The sequence below is a fragment of the Clostridium sp. genome (genome assembly GCF_047777555.1).
GTDB lineage: Bacteria > Bacillota > Clostridia > Clostridiales > Clostridiaceae > Clostridium_H.
Window position 1 is genome coordinate 247,581 of record NZ_JBKEEV010000001.1, and the last position, 17,552, is coordinate 265,132.

18 protein-coding genes and 1 other RNA gene are annotated in these 17,552 nt (G+C 31.5%); 17 read left to right on the forward strand and 2 right to left on the reverse strand.

Going from position 1 to position 17,552, the window contains the following annotated elements; all coding sequences use genetic code 11:
- Positions 1-11: 11 nt before the first annotated feature.
- The 17 genes from tgt to ACFWTK_RS01255 all read left to right on the forward strand — a co-directional run bounded on the left by tgt (position 12) and on the right by ACFWTK_RS01255 (position 16,288).
- Positions 12-1,142 carry a tRNA guanosine(34) transglycosylase Tgt gene (gene tgt, locus ACFWTK_RS01175; protein WP_415874329.1) on the forward strand — a complete coding sequence of 377 codons (1,131 nt, stop codon included), beginning with the start codon at positions 12-14 and terminating at the stop codon, positions 1,140-1,142.
- Between the two features lie 49 nt (positions 1,143-1,191).
- Entirely contained in the window at positions 1,192-1,485 is a 294-nt protein-coding gene (gene yajC / locus ACFWTK_RS01180; protein ID WP_415874330.1) for a preprotein translocase subunit YajC, read from the forward strand.
- A 63-nt stretch (positions 1,486-1,548) separates the two neighbouring features.
- Complete coding sequence (locus tag ACFWTK_RS01185; RefSeq protein WP_415874331.1) at positions 1,549-1,917, forward strand: TIGR04086 family membrane protein; 369 nt, start codon at positions 1,549-1,551, stop codon at positions 1,915-1,917.
- A gap of 74 nt (positions 1,918-1,991) precedes the next feature.
- Complete coding sequence (gene scfA, locus ACFWTK_RS01190; RefSeq protein WP_415874332.1) at positions 1,992-2,129, forward strand: six-cysteine ranthipeptide SCIFF; 138 nt, start codon at positions 1,992-1,994, stop codon at positions 2,127-2,129.
- 63 nt (positions 2,130-2,192) lie between these two features.
- Positions 2,193-3,563, forward strand: a complete 1,371-nt coding sequence (gene scfB / locus ACFWTK_RS01195) for a thioether cross-link-forming SCIFF peptide maturase (protein WP_415874333.1) — start codon at positions 2,193-2,195, stop codon at positions 3,561-3,563.
- 90 nt (positions 3,564-3,653) lie between these two features.
- Entirely contained in the window at positions 3,654-4,919 is a 1,266-nt protein-coding gene (secD, locus tag ACFWTK_RS01200) for a protein translocase subunit SecD (protein ID WP_415874334.1), read from the forward strand.
- 5 nt (positions 4,920-4,924) lie between these two features.
- Positions 4,925-5,803 (forward strand): protein translocase subunit SecF, encoded by an 879-nt coding sequence (gene secF, locus ACFWTK_RS01205; RefSeq protein ID WP_415874335.1) that lies wholly within the window; start codon positions 4,925-4,927, stop codon positions 5,801-5,803.
- Positions 5,804-5,953: 150 nt separating this feature from the next.
- The gene (locus ACFWTK_RS01210; RefSeq protein ID WP_415874336.1) at positions 5,954-6,826 is read left to right on the forward strand and encodes a DHH family phosphoesterase; all 873 of its coding nucleotides are present in this window, start codon (positions 5,954-5,956) and stop codon (positions 6,824-6,826) included.
- Positions 6,827-6,960: 134 nt separating this feature from the next.
- A complete protein-coding gene (locus ACFWTK_RS01215; RefSeq protein WP_415874337.1) occupies positions 6,961-7,479 on the forward strand; it encodes an adenine phosphoribosyltransferase in 519 nt (172 codons plus the stop codon).
- Between the two features lie 112 nt (positions 7,480-7,591).
- Positions 7,592-9,772 (forward strand): RelA/SpoT family protein, encoded by a 2,181-nt coding sequence (locus ACFWTK_RS01220; protein WP_415874338.1) that lies wholly within the window; start codon positions 7,592-7,594, stop codon positions 9,770-9,772.
- A 61-nt stretch (positions 9,773-9,833) separates the two neighbouring features.
- The gene (gene dtd / locus ACFWTK_RS01225; protein ID WP_415874339.1) at positions 9,834-10,283 is read left to right on the forward strand and encodes a D-aminoacyl-tRNA deacylase; all 450 of its coding nucleotides are present in this window, start codon (positions 9,834-9,836) and stop codon (positions 10,281-10,283) included.
- Between the two features lie 26 nt (positions 10,284-10,309).
- The gene (locus tag ACFWTK_RS01230; RefSeq protein WP_415874340.1) at positions 10,310-10,915 is read left to right on the forward strand and encodes an MBL fold metallo-hydrolase; all 606 of its coding nucleotides are present in this window, start codon (positions 10,310-10,312) and stop codon (positions 10,913-10,915) included.
- Between the two features lie 59 nt (positions 10,916-10,974).
- The gene (locus ACFWTK_RS01235; RefSeq protein ID WP_415874673.1) at positions 10,975-12,405 is read left to right on the forward strand and encodes a coproporphyrinogen III oxidase; all 1,431 of its coding nucleotides are present in this window, start codon (positions 10,975-10,977) and stop codon (positions 12,403-12,405) included.
- 86 nt (positions 12,406-12,491) lie between these two features.
- Positions 12,492-13,745, forward strand: a complete 1,254-nt coding sequence (hisS, locus tag ACFWTK_RS01240; RefSeq protein WP_415874341.1) for a histidine--tRNA ligase — start codon at positions 12,492-12,494, stop codon at positions 13,743-13,745.
- A gap of 44 nt (positions 13,746-13,789) precedes the next feature.
- Positions 13,790-15,571: an aspartate--tRNA ligase gene (gene aspS / locus ACFWTK_RS01245; RefSeq protein ID WP_415874342.1), complete on the forward strand. Its 1,782-nt coding sequence runs from the start codon at positions 13,790-13,792 to the stop codon at positions 15,569-15,571.
- A gap of 59 nt (positions 15,572-15,630) precedes the next feature.
- Positions 15,631-15,814: non-coding RNA, 6S RNA (gene ssrS, locus ACFWTK_RS01250), on the forward strand.
- Positions 15,815-16,018: 204 nt separating this feature from the next.
- Positions 16,019-16,288, forward strand: coding sequence for a metal-sensitive transcriptional regulator (locus ACFWTK_RS01255; RefSeq protein ID WP_415874343.1), 270 nt, complete (start codon positions 16,019-16,021; stop codon positions 16,286-16,288).
- 17 nt (positions 16,289-16,305) lie between these two features.
- Here ACFWTK_RS01255 and ACFWTK_RS01260 read toward each other — a convergent pair whose 3' ends face one another.
- Complete coding sequence (locus tag ACFWTK_RS01260; protein WP_415874344.1) at positions 16,306-16,743, reverse strand: threonine/serine exporter family protein; 438 nt, start codon at positions 16,741-16,743, stop codon at positions 16,306-16,308.
- Entirely contained in the window at positions 16,740-17,516 is a 777-nt protein-coding gene (locus ACFWTK_RS01265) for a threonine/serine exporter family protein (RefSeq protein WP_415874345.1), read from the reverse strand. Before ACFWTK_RS01265 ends, ACFWTK_RS01260 begins: the two co-directional genes overlap by 4 nt.
- Positions 17,517-17,552: the final 36 nt, after the last annotated feature.

Consider the following 17,552-nt stretch of genomic DNA (forward strand, 5'->3'; position numbering starts at 1 on the left):
GAGAAAATATAGTGTTTAAGTTACATAAGAAAGAAAAAAGAGCAAGACGTGGAGAATTTATAACTCCTCATGGAGTTATACAAACTCCTGTATTTATGAATGTAGGGACTTTAGCTGCCATAAAAGGTGCAGTATCCACCATGGATTTAAAGGATATTAGATGTCAAGTAGAGCTATCTAATACATATCACCTCCACTTAAGACCAGGAGATAAGATTATAAAACAATTGGGCGGACTTCATAAGTTTATGAATTGGGATAGACCAATACTTACAGATTCAGGCGGATTTCAAGTATTTTCTTTGGCTAAGATTAGAGAAATAGAAGAAAGAGGAGTAACCTTTAGGTCTCATATAGATGGAAGAAAGATATTCATGGGACCAGAGGAAAGTATGCAAATACAAAGTAACTTAGCTTCTACTATAGCAATGGCATTTGATGAATGCGTAGAAAACCCATCTCCAAGAGATTATGTAGAGAAATCCGTGGCAAGAACCACAAGATGGCTTGAGAGATGTAAAATAGAGATGGATAGATTAAACTCACTACCAGACACCATAAATAAAAAGCAGATGCTATTTGGAATAAATCAGGGTGGAGTTTATGAAGATATAAGAATAGCTCATGCTAAGGAGATTTCTAAGATGAACTTGGATGGTTACGCTATTGGCGGTCTTGCAGTAGGAGAAACCCATGAGGAAATGTATAGAATTATAGAAGCTGTAGATCCATATCTCCCAGAGGATAAACCAAGATATTTAATGGGAGTTGGAATTCCAAGTAACATTCTTGAAGGGGTATCAAGAGGAGTTGATTTTTTTGACTGTGTATTGCCTGCTAGAAATGGAAGGCATGGACATGTGTTTACTAAATATGGTAAAATAAATTTAATGAACGCTAAATTTGAACTTGACAGCAGACCTATTGATGAAGAATGTGATTGTCCAGCATGTCAGCATTACACCAGAGCTTATATTAGACATTTATTTAAGGCTAAAGAAATGTTGGCTATGCGTCTTTGTGTACTTCATAATCTGTATTTCTATAATAAGTTGATGGAAGATATAAGAGATGCTATTGATGGAGGATATTTTGAAGACTTTAAAGGACAAAAACTAGAAGAATGGGGAGGAAGAGCTTAAGACCACATAGTGAGAAAATTTTATATTAAAGAAGAGAAGAGGTGAAATTATGTCACAAGGAAGTAATCTTATAGCCGCTGCACTACCATTTATAATTATGTTAGGTTTATTCTACATAATTATATTAGTCCCAGAAAGAAAAAGAAGAAAAAAATATAATGATATGTTAGAAGGAATGAAAATAAATGATGAGATAATGACAAGAGGAGGAATTATAGGCAAAATTGTAAAACTTGAAGATGACTTTGCTATAATAGAATCAGGGCCTGATAGAGTAAAGCTTAAAATAAAAAAGAATGGTATTGTGGCTGTCTTAAATGAAATGGTAGAGGAAAAAAAATAGTCTAAAGCAAGGTATAAAACACTTTCTGGCTACATAGATATTAGTAGATAGGAGGTGTTTTAGGTGGAGGAAAAGGGCAATATAATCTGCATTGGGCAAGGAGTAATTAGAGGATTCTTTCTTACTTTAGCCCTGTTAATTGTCTATTCTGTGGTAACGTACTTTGTAAAATCCAATCCCAAAATAGATTCAGTATACTTTGTAGCTATAACAGCTTTTAGTGTAATGTATGGTTCTATATACTCTGTAAAAAAGATACAAAAAAGAGGATGGCTGATTGGACTTTCTGTTGCAATTATATACATGCTAGTTGTTTTTTTAGTATCAGCAATTAACGGAAGGGGCTTTAGCATTTCAAGTTATGGAATACTTAGGATAGTTTTAGCTCTTTTTGTAGGTACACTTTCTGGTATGCTAGGCATAAATATATAAAATTGCTTTATTTAATGAAAAATATATGATATAATCTTACAGTACAATTTTATAGTGAAGATGGAGGGATTTATATGAAACATATTAAAACAATAAACAAACAAAACATAAAAGAAAGTTTAAATAAACCAGGATGCAAAGAATGTGCTAACTCATGTCAATCAGCATGTAAAACATCTTGCACAGTTGCTAACTTAGCTTGTGAAAATTAATATTTAAAAATGAGCAGTAACGCAAAGTTACTGCTTTGCGCTTATATAAGGAGGAAAAGGAAATTGGCATTAATACATAAATTTATTCAGGATGGTGAATTTTTTATATTAGACGTTAACACAGGTTCAGTACATATAGTTGATGAACTAGTTTATGATTTGTTAGATGATAATATACTTAAGTCAAAGGAAGAACTTATCAAAGAATTTGGGGATAAGTATTCTGCTGAGGATATAGATGAAGTTTATGAAGAAATACTTGAACTTAAAAAAGAAGGATATTTATATTCAAAAGACAGTTATGAGGAGATAGCCTTAAAGAGCCAAGATTCTAAAGACTTCATAAAAGCTTTATGTCTTAACATTACTCATGATTGTAATCTAAGGTGTAAATATTGCTTTGCAGATGAAGGCAAGTATCATGGAGCAAGAAAGGTTATGTCTCCTGAAGTTGGTAAGAAAGCAATCGATTTTGTTATTGCTCATAGTGGACCTAGAAGAAACATAGAGGTAGATTTATTTGGAGGAGAACCATTAATAGCTTTAAAACAAATAAAGGAAATTGTAGCTTATGCAAGAGAGCAAGAAAAAATTCATAATAAAGTAATAAGATTTACTATGACTACTAATGCTACTCTTTTAACGGAAGAAATTATGGATTATATAGATAAAGAAATGGGAAATATAGTTTTAAGCATTGATGGAAGAAAGAAAGTAAATGATAATACCAGAATAAGAGTAGACGGTAAAGGAACCTATGAAGACATTCTTCCTAAAATAGAAAGAATGGTAGAGAAAAGAGATAAATCTAAATCTTATTATGTGAGAGGAACTTTTACAAGAGATAACACAGATTTTTATGAGGATATAAAGCACTTTGCAGATTTAGGCTTTAAAGAAATATCAGTGGAACCAGTAGTCCTTCCAAATGAACACCCACTATCTTTAAGAAAAGAAGATCTACCTACTATATTTGAAAACTATGATAAATTATATAAAGATATGCTTCAAAGACAAAAGGAAGGAAATGAATTTAAATTTTATCATTTTAATATAGATCTTCAAGGAGGCCCTTGTGTTTATAAGAGAATATCAGGATGTGGAGCAGGACATGAATATATAGCTGTAACGCCAGATGGAGATATATATCCATGTCATCAATTTGTAGGAAATGAAGACTTTAAAATAGGAACTATATTCGATGAAGATGAAAAAATAAATTGGAATATTGGAAAAGAATTTAAAGCTGCCCACATATATAACAAACCAACTTGTAAAGAGTGTTGGGCAAAATTTTACTGCAGTGGTGGATGTCAAGCTAATAACTATAATTTTAATGGAGATATACATGTGCCTTATGAAATAGGATGTGAAATGCAGAAAAAGAGAATAGAGTGTGCTATTGCTCTAAAAGCTAAGAAAATGGAAAAATAGTACAAGAATTACCTGTTATTGACTATAACATTGAAAAGTAATATAATAAACTATAATTATGCATAGAACATGGTGCAAAGGGGGATAAACATGAAAAACGGAAGAAGCAATAAGTCCCAAAAGACTAAAAGCACATTTATTTTTATAGTTTTAGTATGTATTGTTGGCTTATTGGCTTATAGCGGATTTGCAGGAATTAAAAACATTTTTGGATACAGAGTAAAACCATTTAGTCAGGCTATAAATAGAGGATTAGACTTGCAAGGTGGTATATCTGTACTAGAAGAAATTAAGGGTGATAATGTAGATAATGATACTATAGAAAGAACTATAGAGATGTTATCTATGAGAGTTAACCCAGATGGAGTAAAGGAAACTTCAGTTCAAAGAGAAGGAAAGAACAAAATAAGAATTGAAATTCCTGGAGAGTTTGACTCTAAAAAAGTTTTAGATAGCATAGGAAAGACTGGTAAACTTGAATTTAAAGGACCTGATAATAAAGTTATTTTAACAGGCAGCGATGTTGAAAATGCAACAGCATATTTAGATGATATGGGAAATCCAACAATAGGACTTGAGCTTAAATCTGAGGGAACAAAAAAATTTGCAGAAGCTACTAAAAAGTTTCTTAATCAGCCTATATCAATATATATGGATGAAGAATTGCTTACTAGTCCTACAGTGCAAGCGGTTATAACAAATGGAAAAGCAACTATAACAGGAAGTAAGTCCTTAGAAGAAGCTAAAAGACAAGCAAATATAATAAAGTCAGGAGCTCTTCCAGTAACTCTAGAAGCTGTTGAATTTAAAACAGTTGGAGCTACTCTAGGTTCTAATGCTCTTCCTTTAAGCATGAAAGCAGGGGCAATTGGAATAAGTTTAATACTATTATTTATGATTATTTACTATAAAAGACCAGGTATTATGGTTAGTATTGCCTTAATTATTTATGTTATATTAGTTTTAGGAACTTTTGCAGCAGTTGGGGTTACATTAACATTATCCGGTATTGCAGGATTTTTACTTACTGTAGGTATGGCTGTTGATGCTAATGTACTTATATTTGAAAGGATAAAAGAGGAACTAAAGTTAGGCAAAAGTATTAAAACGGCTGTAGATGCAGGTTTTAATAGAGCATTATCTTCAATACTAGATTCTAACATTACAACTATAATAGCAGCTGTAGTATTATATTATTTAGGTTCAGGCGCTGTAAAAGGTTTTGCAACTACTCTTATGATAGGTATAATAATAAGTATTTTTACTGCCCTTACAGTTACAAAAACACTAATGAAACTAGGTATGGAAATGGGAATCTTAAATAATGCTTCTCATTTCGGCGTTAAGAGGGGGTAAGGAACATGCTAAAGATTGTAGAAAGAACAAAAGTATGGTTTGCTATATCAGCCATTGTAATAATTCTTGGTATTATAGCATTAGGGGTTAAAGGCTTAAACTACGGAATAGATTTTCAAGGTGGTACTGTAGTTACAATAGAGATGGGTAAAAATTTTAATCAGCAGATAAAAGAAGAAGCTGATAAAATAATAAAAAAATATGATTCCCAAGCATCAACTTATATAGCCAATGAGACGCAATTAGAGATTAAAAGTAATAGTCTAAATAGCGATAGTATAAGTAAAATGTTCAATGAGCTAAAAGGCAAATATAAACTTGAAGAAAAAGCATTATTATCACAAAGCAACGTTGGACCTTCTGTAGGTAATGAGTTGAAAAAAAAGACAATAAATGCACTGCTAGTTGCAACAGCAGCTATGCTTATATACGTAGGATTTAGATTTGAAATAAAATTTGGAATAGCAGCTATTTTAGCACTAGTTCATGATGTATTAGTAACTCTAGGTGTATATGCTATTTTCCAAGTACCCGTAAATTCTCCTTTTATAGCAGCAATGCTTACTATAATAGGATATTCTATCAATGATACCATAGTAATATTTGACAGAATAAGAGAAAATAGAAAAAAGATGAGGGGAAAAGATATAACTGAAATTGTTAATACAAGTGTAACTCAAACTATGTCAAGATCTATTAATACAAGTTTGACTACATTAGTTACAATAGTGGCTGTTTATATATTTGTTCCATCGGTTAGAGAATTTGCATTCCCTCTAATAATAGGTATCGTATCAGGAGCGTATTCTTCTATATTCGTAGCAAGTCCTATATGGGTTCTTTTAAAAAATGCAGGGAAAAAGGGAAAAAAGGCAGCAGCATAATAAAGTAATTTTACAAAATAAAGCTAATTCTGCAAAGAATTAGCTTTATTTTTATATACGCATTGTCGATTTTTAAAAAAGTATTTGTAATAATGAAGAATTTAAATTATAATATTATTTGCTTCCTATAAATTCTGGGGGATTGTATATATGAAAAAATATTATTCTTATGATGATTCTCATAATGATTTATTAAATTTAACAAATTTATATGATTCATTTTTGTTAATGGGATTAGAAGAAGGACTGAGTAGAATTACTAGAGCTGTTAACCATAGAGAAAGAATAGTGGTCTATGGTTTATATGATGTAGATGGAATTACGAGTGTTTCTTTGCTTATGCTCATTTTGAAATACTTAAATGCAAATGTAGAATATTACATACCAGATACTATAGAAGAAAACATATTTAATCCCAAGGTGATAGAGGACCACATGAAATTATTAGGTGCAGATTTAATAATTACAGTAGGATGCGGTATTAATTCATTTGATGAAGTAGAATTATGCAGAAGACTTGGAATAGATGTTATTATTACAGATTACCATCATCCTAAGGGTTTAATTCCTAACACAATAGTCATTAATCCTAATCAGCCAGGGTGTCCTTATCCTTTTAAGGATTTAAACGCAGTAGGCGTAGTATATAAACTGGCTTATGCTATAGCAAAGCAGTATCATATGAATTGTATAGAAAAATATTTAGATTTGGTAGCCATAGGTATAGTTTCATCACATAAATCTTTAGTTGGAGAAAATCTTATCATGCTAAAAAAAGGTATGAAATGTTTGTCTAATACAAATAATTATGGTATAAATGCTATAAGAAAAATTAATAATATAAATAACATAGACTATGAGGCCTTATTATCGCTAAGCAATATTATTATGCCTAAAATAAATGCAATAGGAAGAATGGATGATGCAAGAATAGCCGTTGAACTTTTTATAACTTTAGACAAAGAAAGAGCAGAGCAAATAGCAAAATATATGAATAAAACTAGAAAGTCGAAAATTGGGTGATTAAACTATTAAAATATTAGTGTGGATTATTAATTGCTCTTGAATAAGAGAGCGACTTTAATATATAATTTATAAGTACAAATCAATAAAAAAATATAATGCGTATCTGTATATAGATATAGGGGGAATATAAATTGGATTTAAAAGAAAATATAAGAATAATTGAAGGATTTCCAAAGGAAGGAATAAGTTTTAAGGATGTAACAACATTATTAAGCAATGGAGAAGCTTTTAAGGCTTCTGTAGATGAAATAGTAAATTACTTAAAAGATAAGAATATAGATATAATTGTTGGACCAGAAGCTAGAGGATTTTTATTTGGTACTCCAGTTGCATATGCTTTAGGTGCTGGATTTGTACCTGTAAGAAAAAAAGGTAAACTTCCATGCGAAACAATAAGCGTTGATTACGATTTAGAGTATGGTACTGACACTCTACAAATGCATAAAGATGCTATAAAGCCAGGTCAAAGAGTAGCAATAATAGACGATTTACTTGCTACTGGAGGTACTATAGAATCTGTAATAAAATTGATTGAGAAGCTTGGCGGAGAAGTTGTAAGTGTTGACTTTATAATTGAGTTAACAGATTTAAAAGGAAGAGAAAGATTAAAAAACTATGATGTAATGTCTTTAGTAAAATATGATATCTAATTGCATTAGTGTGCGGTTTTTATTGCAAAGTTCTACATGATATTATATAATTATTATAAAAAAATGTCGGCTGGTTATATAAACCAGCTTTTGATTTTGGGAGAGAATTTGTATGCTGGATGATTTATTACAAGTAATCGATAAAAATTGTAATAATGTAAATAAAGAAATAATTATTAAAGCCTATAATTATGCTGAAAGTGCGCATAAGACGCAAAAAAGAGTTTCAGGAGAACCTTATATTGTACATCCAGTTGAGGTGGCTTGTATTTTAGCTGAAATGGGTCTTGATGAAAATACAATTGCAGCAAGTTTGCTTCATGACGTAATAGAAGATACTAAATTTACATATAAAGATTTGGAAGATAAGTTTAATCCTGAGATAGCTAATTTAGTTGAAGGGGTAACTAAGCTTGGGAAAATAGAGTATAAAACAAAGGAAGAGCAGCAGGCGGAAAATGTAAGAAAAATGCTATTTGCCATGACTAAAGATATAAGGGTCATATTAATAAAACTAGCCGATAGGCTTCATAATATGAGAACTTTAAAATATATGCCTGTTGAAAAGCAAAAAGAAAAAGCAAAAGAAACCTTAGACATTTATGCACCTTTAGCTCATAGATTAGGTATATCTAAAATAAAATGGGAACTTGAAGATTTATCTTTAAGATATCTACATCCAAATGAATACTATGACTTGGTAAGAAAAGTTGCAGAAAAGAGAAGAGAAAGAGAAGAATATATAAGTAAAATAATAAAAGAGCTAAAAGATAAGCTTGATTCTGCAGATATAAAGGCGGAAATAGAAGGAAGACCTAAGCATTTTTACAGCATATATAGAAAGATGGTCGTTAAAAATAAAACTATTGATCAAATCTTTGACTTGACAGCAGTTAGAATACTTGTTAATGATGTAAAAGATTGCTATGCGGCTTTAGGCATGGTTCATACAATGTATAAGCCAATTCCAGGAAGATTTAAAGATTATATAGCCATGCCTAAACCCAATATGTACCAATCCCTTCATTCTACAGTAATAGGCCCCCAAGGAAAGCCTTTTGAAATACAAATAAGGACTTATGAAATGCATCATACATCAGAATATGGTATTGCAGCTCATTGGAAGTATAAAGAGGGTACAACTAAAAATGAAAATAAAGATTTTGAAGCTAAATTAGCTTGGCTTAGAGAAGTGTTAGAATGGCAAAGAGAAACTTCTAATCCTGAAGAGTTTATGGAAAACTTTAAAATCGATATGTTCTCAGATGAGGTTTTTGTGTTTACTCCAAAGGGTGCAGTTATAAACTTGCCATATGATTCTACTCCTATAGATTTTGCTTATAGAATACATACTGATATAGGTCATAGATGTATAGGGGCAAAGGTAAATGGTAAAATAGTTCCACTGAATTATAAATTAAAAACAGGAGAAATAGTAGAAGTATTGACATCATCCTTACCTAAAGGACCTAGTATAGATTGGTTAAATATAACTAAGAGTAATCAGGCAAAATCTAAGATAAAAGCTTGGTTCAAAAAAGAAAAAAGACTAGAAAATATAGAAAAAGGTAAGGAAGTTATAGAAAAGGAATGCAAAAGACAAGGAATTAACTTTGGCAAAGTTGCAAAGGGAGAAGCATTAGATAACGTATTAAAGAAGTATAATTTTAATACAATAGATGACTTATATGTTGCAGCCGCTATAGGAGCGCTGAATGCATCTTCTGTTATAAATAGACTAATAGGTTTTATAAAGAGTCAAGAGAAAGAAGAAGAAAGTTTAGAAGAGATAAAAGAACAGCTGCAGCATTCAGCTAATAATAAAAGAAAAGCGAATTCACCAGGAGTTAAGGTTAGGGGAATAGATAATGTTCTGGTTAGATTTGCAAAATGCTGTAATCCTGTTCCAGGTGATGCTATAACAGGATATATAACCAAAGGCAGAGGTGTATCTGTTCACAGACAGGATTGTGAAAATGTAAAGGCATTAATATTAAGTGATGGAAGTAGGATTATAGAAGTAGAATGGGAAGATGAGACATCAAGAAAGTCAGAATACATTACGGAAATTGAAGTTAGAGCGGAAGATAGACATGGAATTTTAGCAGAAATAATGGAGGCTATTATACAGACAAAAATTGCTTTATACGCAGTGAATGCTAAAACTTCTAAGGCTAATGTAGCTATAATAACTATTAAGCTAAAAATATCTGATATTGAAAAACTAAAAGAAGTTATGAGAAAAATGAGAAAAATAAAAGGAATAATTGCAGTATATAGAACTAAAAATTAGGATTTAGTTCTATATACTTTAATTTTAGTTATAAATAAAATGCATAGATGAGGTGTAGAATATGAGGGCTGTAGTTCAAAGAGTTAAGTGTTCTAGAGTAAAGGTAGATGGAAAGATTGTTGGAGAAATAAAAAAAGGATTTAACGTACTATTAGGTATATCAAAAAATGATACTATAGAAGATGCTAAATATTTGAAGGATAAAATTATAAATCTAAGAGTATTTGAAGATGAAGAAGGAAAGCTCAATAAATCATTAAAAGAAGTAGAAGGAGAACTTCTGATTGTTTCTCAGTTTACATTATATGGAGATTGTAGAAAAGGAAGAAGACCTAATTTTATGGAAGCCCTTGGAGGAGAAGAAGCTCAGAAGCTTTATTTAGACTTTGTAGATTTATGTAAGCAAGAGCTGGGCAAAGTTGAAACAGGTGTTTTTGGAGCAGAGATGGAAGTTGATATAAAAAATGATGGCCCTGTTACTCTGATGATAGATAGTAAAAAAACTTTTTAAAATATTCTTAAAAAGGGGTTAGTAGAATGAAGATAAAGAGAATTCCTGCAGGAATTTATGGTGCAAATTGCTATATATTATTTGATGAAAATACAAGAGTTGGGTGCGTAATAGATCCAGGTGGAGATGCAGATGTACTTATAAGGGAAATAGATGACTCTAAAATAGAACTAAAATTTATACTATTGACACATGGGCACATAGACCATGTTGGAGGCGTTGAAGAATTAAAGAAGAATTATAACCTTCCTGTTTATATAAATGGAAAAGATAAAGAACTTATGAATAGAAGAGTAGAAGTTTTTGGCTCTCTCTGGAATGTAACTGAGGAAGATAAGGAGATAAAAGATGGAGATGTATTAAAGCTTGGAGATTTTGAAATTACATGTATTGAAACCCCAGGGCATACTCCAGGAGGAATGTGTTTTTTGGTTAACAATGTAATATTTACAGGAGATACTTTATTTCATGGATCCATCGGGAGAACAGATTTCCCAGGAGGAGACTATAGAGAGCTAATAAACAGCATAAAGACTAAGCTTATGCCGCTCAGTGATGATATAATTGTTCTTCCAGGACACGAAGACGAAAGCAGCATTGGATTTGAAAGAAAATACAACCCATTTCTTTAGAAACTGACAATTAAATCTGTTACTCGATGCTGGTTACTGCCAAAGGGGTGAAATAAAGAATTATGATAAAGATAAAATTAAATGATGAAGCTTATCGCTACGATGTATATCACATGTTTAATCTCTTTTATAGCTTTATAAATATTGATTTTGTAGATAATGATTATGATTATGAAGTTGATATAATTAGAGATAAACTTTCCATAAGGAGCAAGGATGAGGAGTTTAGAAACTTTAAAATAGATGATGGAGTAAATATTAGAGAGCAGGTTAGAGAATCGGTTTTTAGGTATTTAAAAGATAGAACAGGGAAAGAACTTCCTTGGGGAATACTTATAGGAATAAGACCTACAAAAATAGCTCTTGATATGATGAACAGAGGATTAAGTGAAGATGAAATAATAAAGACTTTTAAAAATAAAAGTTTTGTAAGAGAAGATAAGGCAAAGCTTTGTATAGATGTGGCAAAGGTTGAAAAAGAAAAGGTAAACAAGGATCCTAAAACCGTAAGCGTATATGTTGGCATGCCATTTTGCCCCACAAGATGCTTATACTGTTCTTTCACTTCAAACCCTATAAGAAGCTGTAGAAATTTAGTAACTCCTTATCTTGAGGCTTTAAGCTATGAAATTGAAGAGATAAGAAAGTTTATTGAAATTAAAGGACTTAATATAGAGTGTGTTTACTTTGGAGGAGGCACTCCAACTGCTGTAAGTGATGAAGAATTTAGAAGCATTCTATGTAAAATATATGAAAGCTTTGTGAAAGGAAGATATGTAAAGGAATTTAATGTAGAATGCGGAAGACCTGACAGTATAACTGAAGGCAAACTAAAGGCAATGAAAGAGTTCAATGTGGACAGAATAAGCATTAACCCTCAAACTATGAATGATGACACTCTTAAAGCTATTGGGAGAAATCATACTGTTCAGGATGTAATAGATAAGTTTAACTTAGCTAGAGAATTAGGTTTTGAAAATGTTAATATGGATATTATAGTTGGATTGCCCAATGAGGGATTAAAACATATAGAAAAAACTTGTTCGGAAATTCTAAAACTGAATCCAGATAGCCTAACTGTACATGGAATGTCTCTAAAGAGGGCTTCCATACTTCATGAGCAGATTCTTAATAAAAAGTTAGAGATGAAACAGCAAGATGAATTAATTCAAATGTATGAGAAAACTGCTGAATTGGCTGAAAGAATGCATATGAAACCTTATTATATGTATAGACAAAAGAATATGGTTGGTAATATGGAGAATGTAGGATATTGTAAGCCTAACAAAGAAGGATTATATAACATAGAAATGATTGAAGATAAACAAACTATAATAGCACTAGGAGCAGATGCTGTAACTAAAGCAGTTTTTTTGGAAACAAATAAAATAGAGAGGTTTGGAAATTTAAAAGATGTTAAAGAATATACAAGCAGAATAAAAGAGAAAGTAGAAGGAAAAATAAGATTTTTGGAAGCTCTTTATGAGTAAACAGTTTACAGTTTTTCATTTTGGTTTTATAATTTATACTTAGTGTAATGACTAATTCATGAAAGAAATAAAAGGAGAGTGAAAATATGGCTATCCAAGCCCCAAAGGGTACAAAGGATTTACTTCCTATGGATTCATATAAATGGCAGTACATAGAAGAAAAACTAAGTAACATAGCAAAACTATATGGATGCAGAGAAATTAGAACTCCTATATTTGAGCATACTGAGCTCTTTGAAAGAGGAGTTGGTGAAACTACAGACGTAGTTCAAAAAGAAATGTATACTTTTTTAGATAAAGGAAATAGAAGTGTTACATTAAAGGCAGAAGGAACAGCTCCAGCTGCAAGAGCCTTTATTGAGCATGGACTTTTTAATGAAGCTTTACCTATAAAAATGTATTATTTTACTCCAGTATTTAGATATGAGAATGTTCAAAAGGGAAGACTAAGACAGCATCATCAGTTTGGAGTAGAGATTTTTGGTTCTACAGAAGCCTCTGTGGATGCTGAAGTTATAAATTTAGCTATGACTGCCTTCAAAAATTTTGGCATAAATAATTTGGAGTTAAACATAAATAACATAGGCTGTCCAGAATGCAGAAGCAAGTATAATAAAGCTTTAAAAGATTATTTCAATGAAAGACACGATGAACTTTGTGATACATGCAAGAGCAGATACGATAGAAATCCAATGAGAATTTTGGATTGCAAAAATGAAAAGTGCAAAGAAATAGGAAAAGATGCTCCTATAATATTAGATTATGTTTGTGATGATTGCAAGGAGCACTTTGAAAATTTAAAAAATTATTTAGAAGCTCTTAATATTACATATAAAGTTAATCCTTATATTGTTAGAGGACTTGATTATTATACAAGAACAGTATTTGAAATAATCAATAATGATATAACTGTATGCGGCGGTGGAAGATATAATGGTCTTATTGAGCAAATAGGAGGAAAATCAACACCAGCAGTAGGATTTGGTATGGGAATTGAAAGACTTCTTTTAACCTTGGAAGAAAACAATATATCAATCCCTGAACCAAATTATATGGATGTATATATAGGTTCTATGGGTGAAAAAGGAAAAACAGAAAGCTTAAAAATAGCTAATGCTCTAAGACAAAAAGGTATAAAAGCAGACTGTGATCATATGGGTAAATCTGTTAAGGCTCAAATGAAATATGCAAATAAAGTGTCCGCAACTTACAGCATGATTATAGGAGATACAGAAATAGCAGAAGGTAAAGCAAACCTTAAAAGAATGGAAGATGGAAGCCAGATTGAAGTATCACTAAACAACCTGGATGAAATAGTAAAACTTATAAAAGAAGTTTAATTAAGCTTATTAATGGTTACTAATAAGAATGGGAGGAAAAAATAATGGGAGAAACATTAGGTGGCCTTAAGAGAACCATAATGTGTGGTGAACTTAGAGAGTCACATATAGGACAAAAACATGTAGTTATGGGATGGGTCCAGAGAAAGAGAAATTTAGGAGGACTTGTTTTTGTAGACCTTAGAGATAGAGAAGGAATTCTTCAAGTTGTGTTTGGTGAAAAAATAAATAAAGAAGCTTTTGAAAAGGCCGATTTAGTCAAGTCAGAATATTGTATAGCTGTAGAGGGAGAACTTGTTAGAAGAGAATCTCCTAATAAAAATATGCCTACAGGAATGGTTGAGTTAAAAGGAGAAAGTATAAAAATATTATCTGAATCAGAAACTCCACCTATATACATAAAGGAAAACCTTGATACGGATGAAGCAATAAGGCTAAAATATAGATTTTTAGATCTTAGAAGACCAGATATTCAGAGAATATTTAAAATAAGACATAAAACAGCTAAAGTAGTAAGAGACTTTATGGATGAAAATGGATTCTTAGAAATAGAAACTCCAATGCTTACTAAGAGTACTCCAGAAGGAGCTAGAGACTATCTTGTTCCAAGTAGAAACTATCCAGGTATGTTTTATGCACTACCTCAATCACCACAATTGTTCAAGCAATTATTAATGGTATCAGGATATGACAAATACTTCCAGATAACTAAATGCTTTAGAGATGAAGATTTAAGAGCTAATAGACAACCAGAATTTACTCAGATTGATATGGAACTTTCCTTTGTAGACATGGAAGATGTTATTGCTCTAAACGAAAGATTAATTCAGAGAGTTTTTAAAGAAATTGTAAATGTAGATGTACAACTTCCTATACAAAGAATAACATATAAAGAAGCTATGGATAAATATGGCTCTGATAAACCAGATTTAAGATTCGGTATGGAGATCAATAATATCACTGATGTAGTTAAGAATGCTGAGTTCAAGGTATTTAAAGATGCAATAGAATTAGGCGGAAGTGTAAGAGCCATAAAAGTACCTAACAGTGCTGACATGGGAAGAAAGCAAATAGATAAGCTTACTGAATTTGTAAAGACATTTAAAGCAAAAGGTCTTGCTTGGATTGCATATAAAGAAGGAGAAATTAAATCTCCTATTTCAAAGTTCTTGAAAGAAGAAGAGATTAATGGAATAATTGCAAAACTAAATGCTGTTCCTGGAGATTTAATATTAATAGTTGCAGATAAAGATAGTGTAGTTCTTCAATCTCTTGGAGCCTTAAGATTGGAAATGGCTAAAAAATTAGAGCTACTAAAAGACAATAAAGAATTTAGATTTGTATGGGTTACTGAATTCCCATTATTATCATATAACGAAGAAGAAGGAAGATACCAAGCTGAACACCATCCATTTACAATGCCTATGGAGGAAGATATACCTTACCTAGAAACAGATCCAGGAAGAGTTAGAGCAAAGGCATATGATATAGTATTAAATGGAGAAGAGCTTGGAGGAGGAAGTATAAGAATACACGACACTGCTCTTCAAGAAAGAATGTTTAATGTCCTTGGATTTACAAAGGAAAGCGCATGGGAAAGATTTGGTTTCTTGCTAAGTGCATTTAAATTTGGACCACCTCCACATGGCGGATTAGCATATGGATTTGATAGAATGATTATGTTCCTATCAGGAACAGATAATATAAAGGATGTTATAGCATTTCCTAAGAATCAAAATGCTTATTGTCCTCTTACTGAGGCTCCAAATGTAGTAGATGATAAGCAATTAAAGGAGTTAGGAATAAATTTACAGTCAAAGAATTAAATCTTATGATAAAATATATTATAATTTAGAGAAAATGTAGTATAATATAATTGAAATAAAAATTCCTGCGATATTGGTAATGCAAGTATATATTGACCCAACACTTTTTAATAAGGGAATCGAACTCTTTTTGTGGAATGAAACTTTAATATTAATTTTAAAGGACAGGATGCAAAAAGGAGATGCCCACCTGTTTGGGAACAGGTTCAACTATTACTTGCTTTACGGTAGAGCAGGAATTTTTTATTGAAATTGGGAAAACATAATGATATAATTTGTTTAAATATTAGATACGGGGCATAGGTATAACAAGTTCGGGTTAGAAATTAAGTGCTAAATAATAAAAATTAGATATTATACGTTATAAGTTAGAATCTAATAATAGTGATTTAGATTTATATTATAACTTTCAACTTCTAACCTGTAATAAAGGGTAGGGATAATATCATGGCAAATGAGAAGAATAGTAAGAAAGATATACAGGTAAGACTTAGAAGAATAGAAGGTCAGGTAAAAGGCATAGAGAAAATGATGGAAAGCAATATCTGTTGCAAAGATGTATTAGTTCAAGTAGCAGCAGTTAGAGCTGCTATAAACAAGGTAGGCGCATTAATACTTCAAAATTATGCTAAGGAATGCATGGGAAATGAAAAAGATAGTGCTTACGAAGCAAAAATAGATGAGCTAGTGGCAACTTTGACTATGTTTATGAAGTAGTAAGGCACATAATGTGTTTAGACATTATGTGCCCTTTTTAATATAACTATAACTTTGGTAATTGAGGCTACTAAAACCGTAGCAACAGCAATGGCCCCAGCACTGCTTATGGTTTCTAAACCAATAGACAGGGAAGCATCAACATTACCCATGGTGATTTCGTACATAGTGTAGTACATTCCAGCTCCTGGTACCAAAGGAATTATGCCACAAATCAAAAATATAGTGACAGGAGATTTTAAAACTCTTGCCATGATTTCTGAATAAACGCTTACGGATATAGAAGCTATGAACAAAACAAATACTTTGGAAAAAGAATAATTAATGAATAAAAGATAGGTGAACCAACCTATGGCTCCACCAAAAGAGGTAAAAATCAAGTTTTTCCCTCTAATATTAAATAGAAATGCAAAAGCTAAACTGGATAATAGAGCATATATTGAATTCAAAATCATATATTCAACCCTCCAAGATATGTAAACCAAAGCTTTATAACAGTACCCGAGCCAATTGCAATAGCAATAGCTATAAAAGTCGCCTCTACAGCTCTTGATATACCTGAAACCAAATCTCCTGCTATTGTATCTCTAATAGCATTAGTAATTATAAGACCAGGAACAAGGAGCATTATGGAACCAATTATAATTTTATCTTCGTTTTGGCCAATTCCTAAGTATACACTTATAAGTGCGATTAGAGAAGCTACTGCTCCACCAAGAGAATTTATAAAAAATTCATTTATACGTATATTATTAAGTGCTAAAGATAATAATTTAACAACTACACCAATTAATAATGAAACAAAAAAGTCTCTTAAGCTTCCACCAAATAAAAGAGTAAAAAAACCAGCACTAAGAGCTGAGGCTAATATTAAAATCTTATCGCTGTAGCCAGGAGCTTTATCAATTTCTTCTAATCTCTGTTCAACGTAATCCAAAGATAGGGATTTATTACCTAAAGCCCTTGATAAATCATTCACTTGTGAAATTTTTTCTAGATTAACAGTTCTACTGCTAATTCTTTTTACAAGGGAAATGGTTTCACCATCTTTATCTGTAACAGAAATCATTATCCCAGTAGGAGTCACAAAACTATCTGCTTTCTTAACGTTAAATGCATAACAAATTCTAAGTATAGTTTCCTCAACTCTATAAGTTTCACCACCGCTTTGTAAAATTATCCTTCCAGCCTCTGCAGCTAGATGAATTACTCTATCAGTCTCCTTCATAAATTTTAATCCTTTCTATGAAAATCACAAAGATAT

Coding starts and splice junctions, on each gene's coding strand:
- ACFWTK_RS01210 (WP_415874336.1), top strand. CDS start 5,954: ATGAAAAAATATTATTCTTATGATGATTCTCATAATGATTTATTAAAT.
- ACFWTK_RS01255 (WP_415874343.1), top strand. CDS start 16,019: ATGGCAAATGAGAAGAATAGTAAGAAAGATATACAGGTAAGACTTAGA.
- ACFWTK_RS01230 (WP_415874340.1), top strand. CDS start 10,310: ATGAAGATAAAGAGAATTCCTGCAGGAATTTATGGTGCAAATTGCTAT.
- secD (WP_415874334.1), top strand. CDS start 3,654: ATGAAAAACGGAAGAAGCAATAAGTCCCAAAAGACTAAAAGCACATTT.
- yajC (WP_415874330.1), top strand. CDS start 1,192: ATGTCACAAGGAAGTAATCTTATAGCCGCTGCACTACCATTTATAATT.
- dtd (WP_415874339.1), top strand. CDS start 9,834: ATGAGGGCTGTAGTTCAAAGAGTTAAGTGTTCTAGAGTAAAGGTAGAT.
- secF (WP_415874335.1), top strand. CDS start 4,925: ATGCTAAAGATTGTAGAAAGAACAAAAGTATGGTTTGCTATATCAGCC.
- scfA (WP_415874332.1), top strand. CDS start 1,992: ATGAAACATATTAAAACAATAAACAAACAAAACATAAAAGAAAGTTTA.
- hisS (WP_415874341.1), top strand. CDS start 12,492: ATGGCTATCCAAGCCCCAAAGGGTACAAAGGATTTACTTCCTATGGAT.
- ACFWTK_RS01220 (WP_415874338.1), top strand. CDS start 7,592: ATGCTGGATGATTTATTACAAGTAATCGATAAAAATTGTAATAATGTA.
- aspS (WP_415874342.1), top strand. CDS start 13,790: ATGGGAGAAACATTAGGTGGCCTTAAGAGAACCATAATGTGTGGTGAA.
- ACFWTK_RS01265 (WP_415874345.1), bottom strand. CDS start 17,516: ATGAAGGAGACTGATAGAGTAATTCATCTAGCTGCAGAGGCTGGAAGG.
- ACFWTK_RS01260 (WP_415874344.1), bottom strand. CDS start 16,743: ATGATTTTGAATTCAATATATGCTCTATTATCCAGTTTAGCTTTTGCA.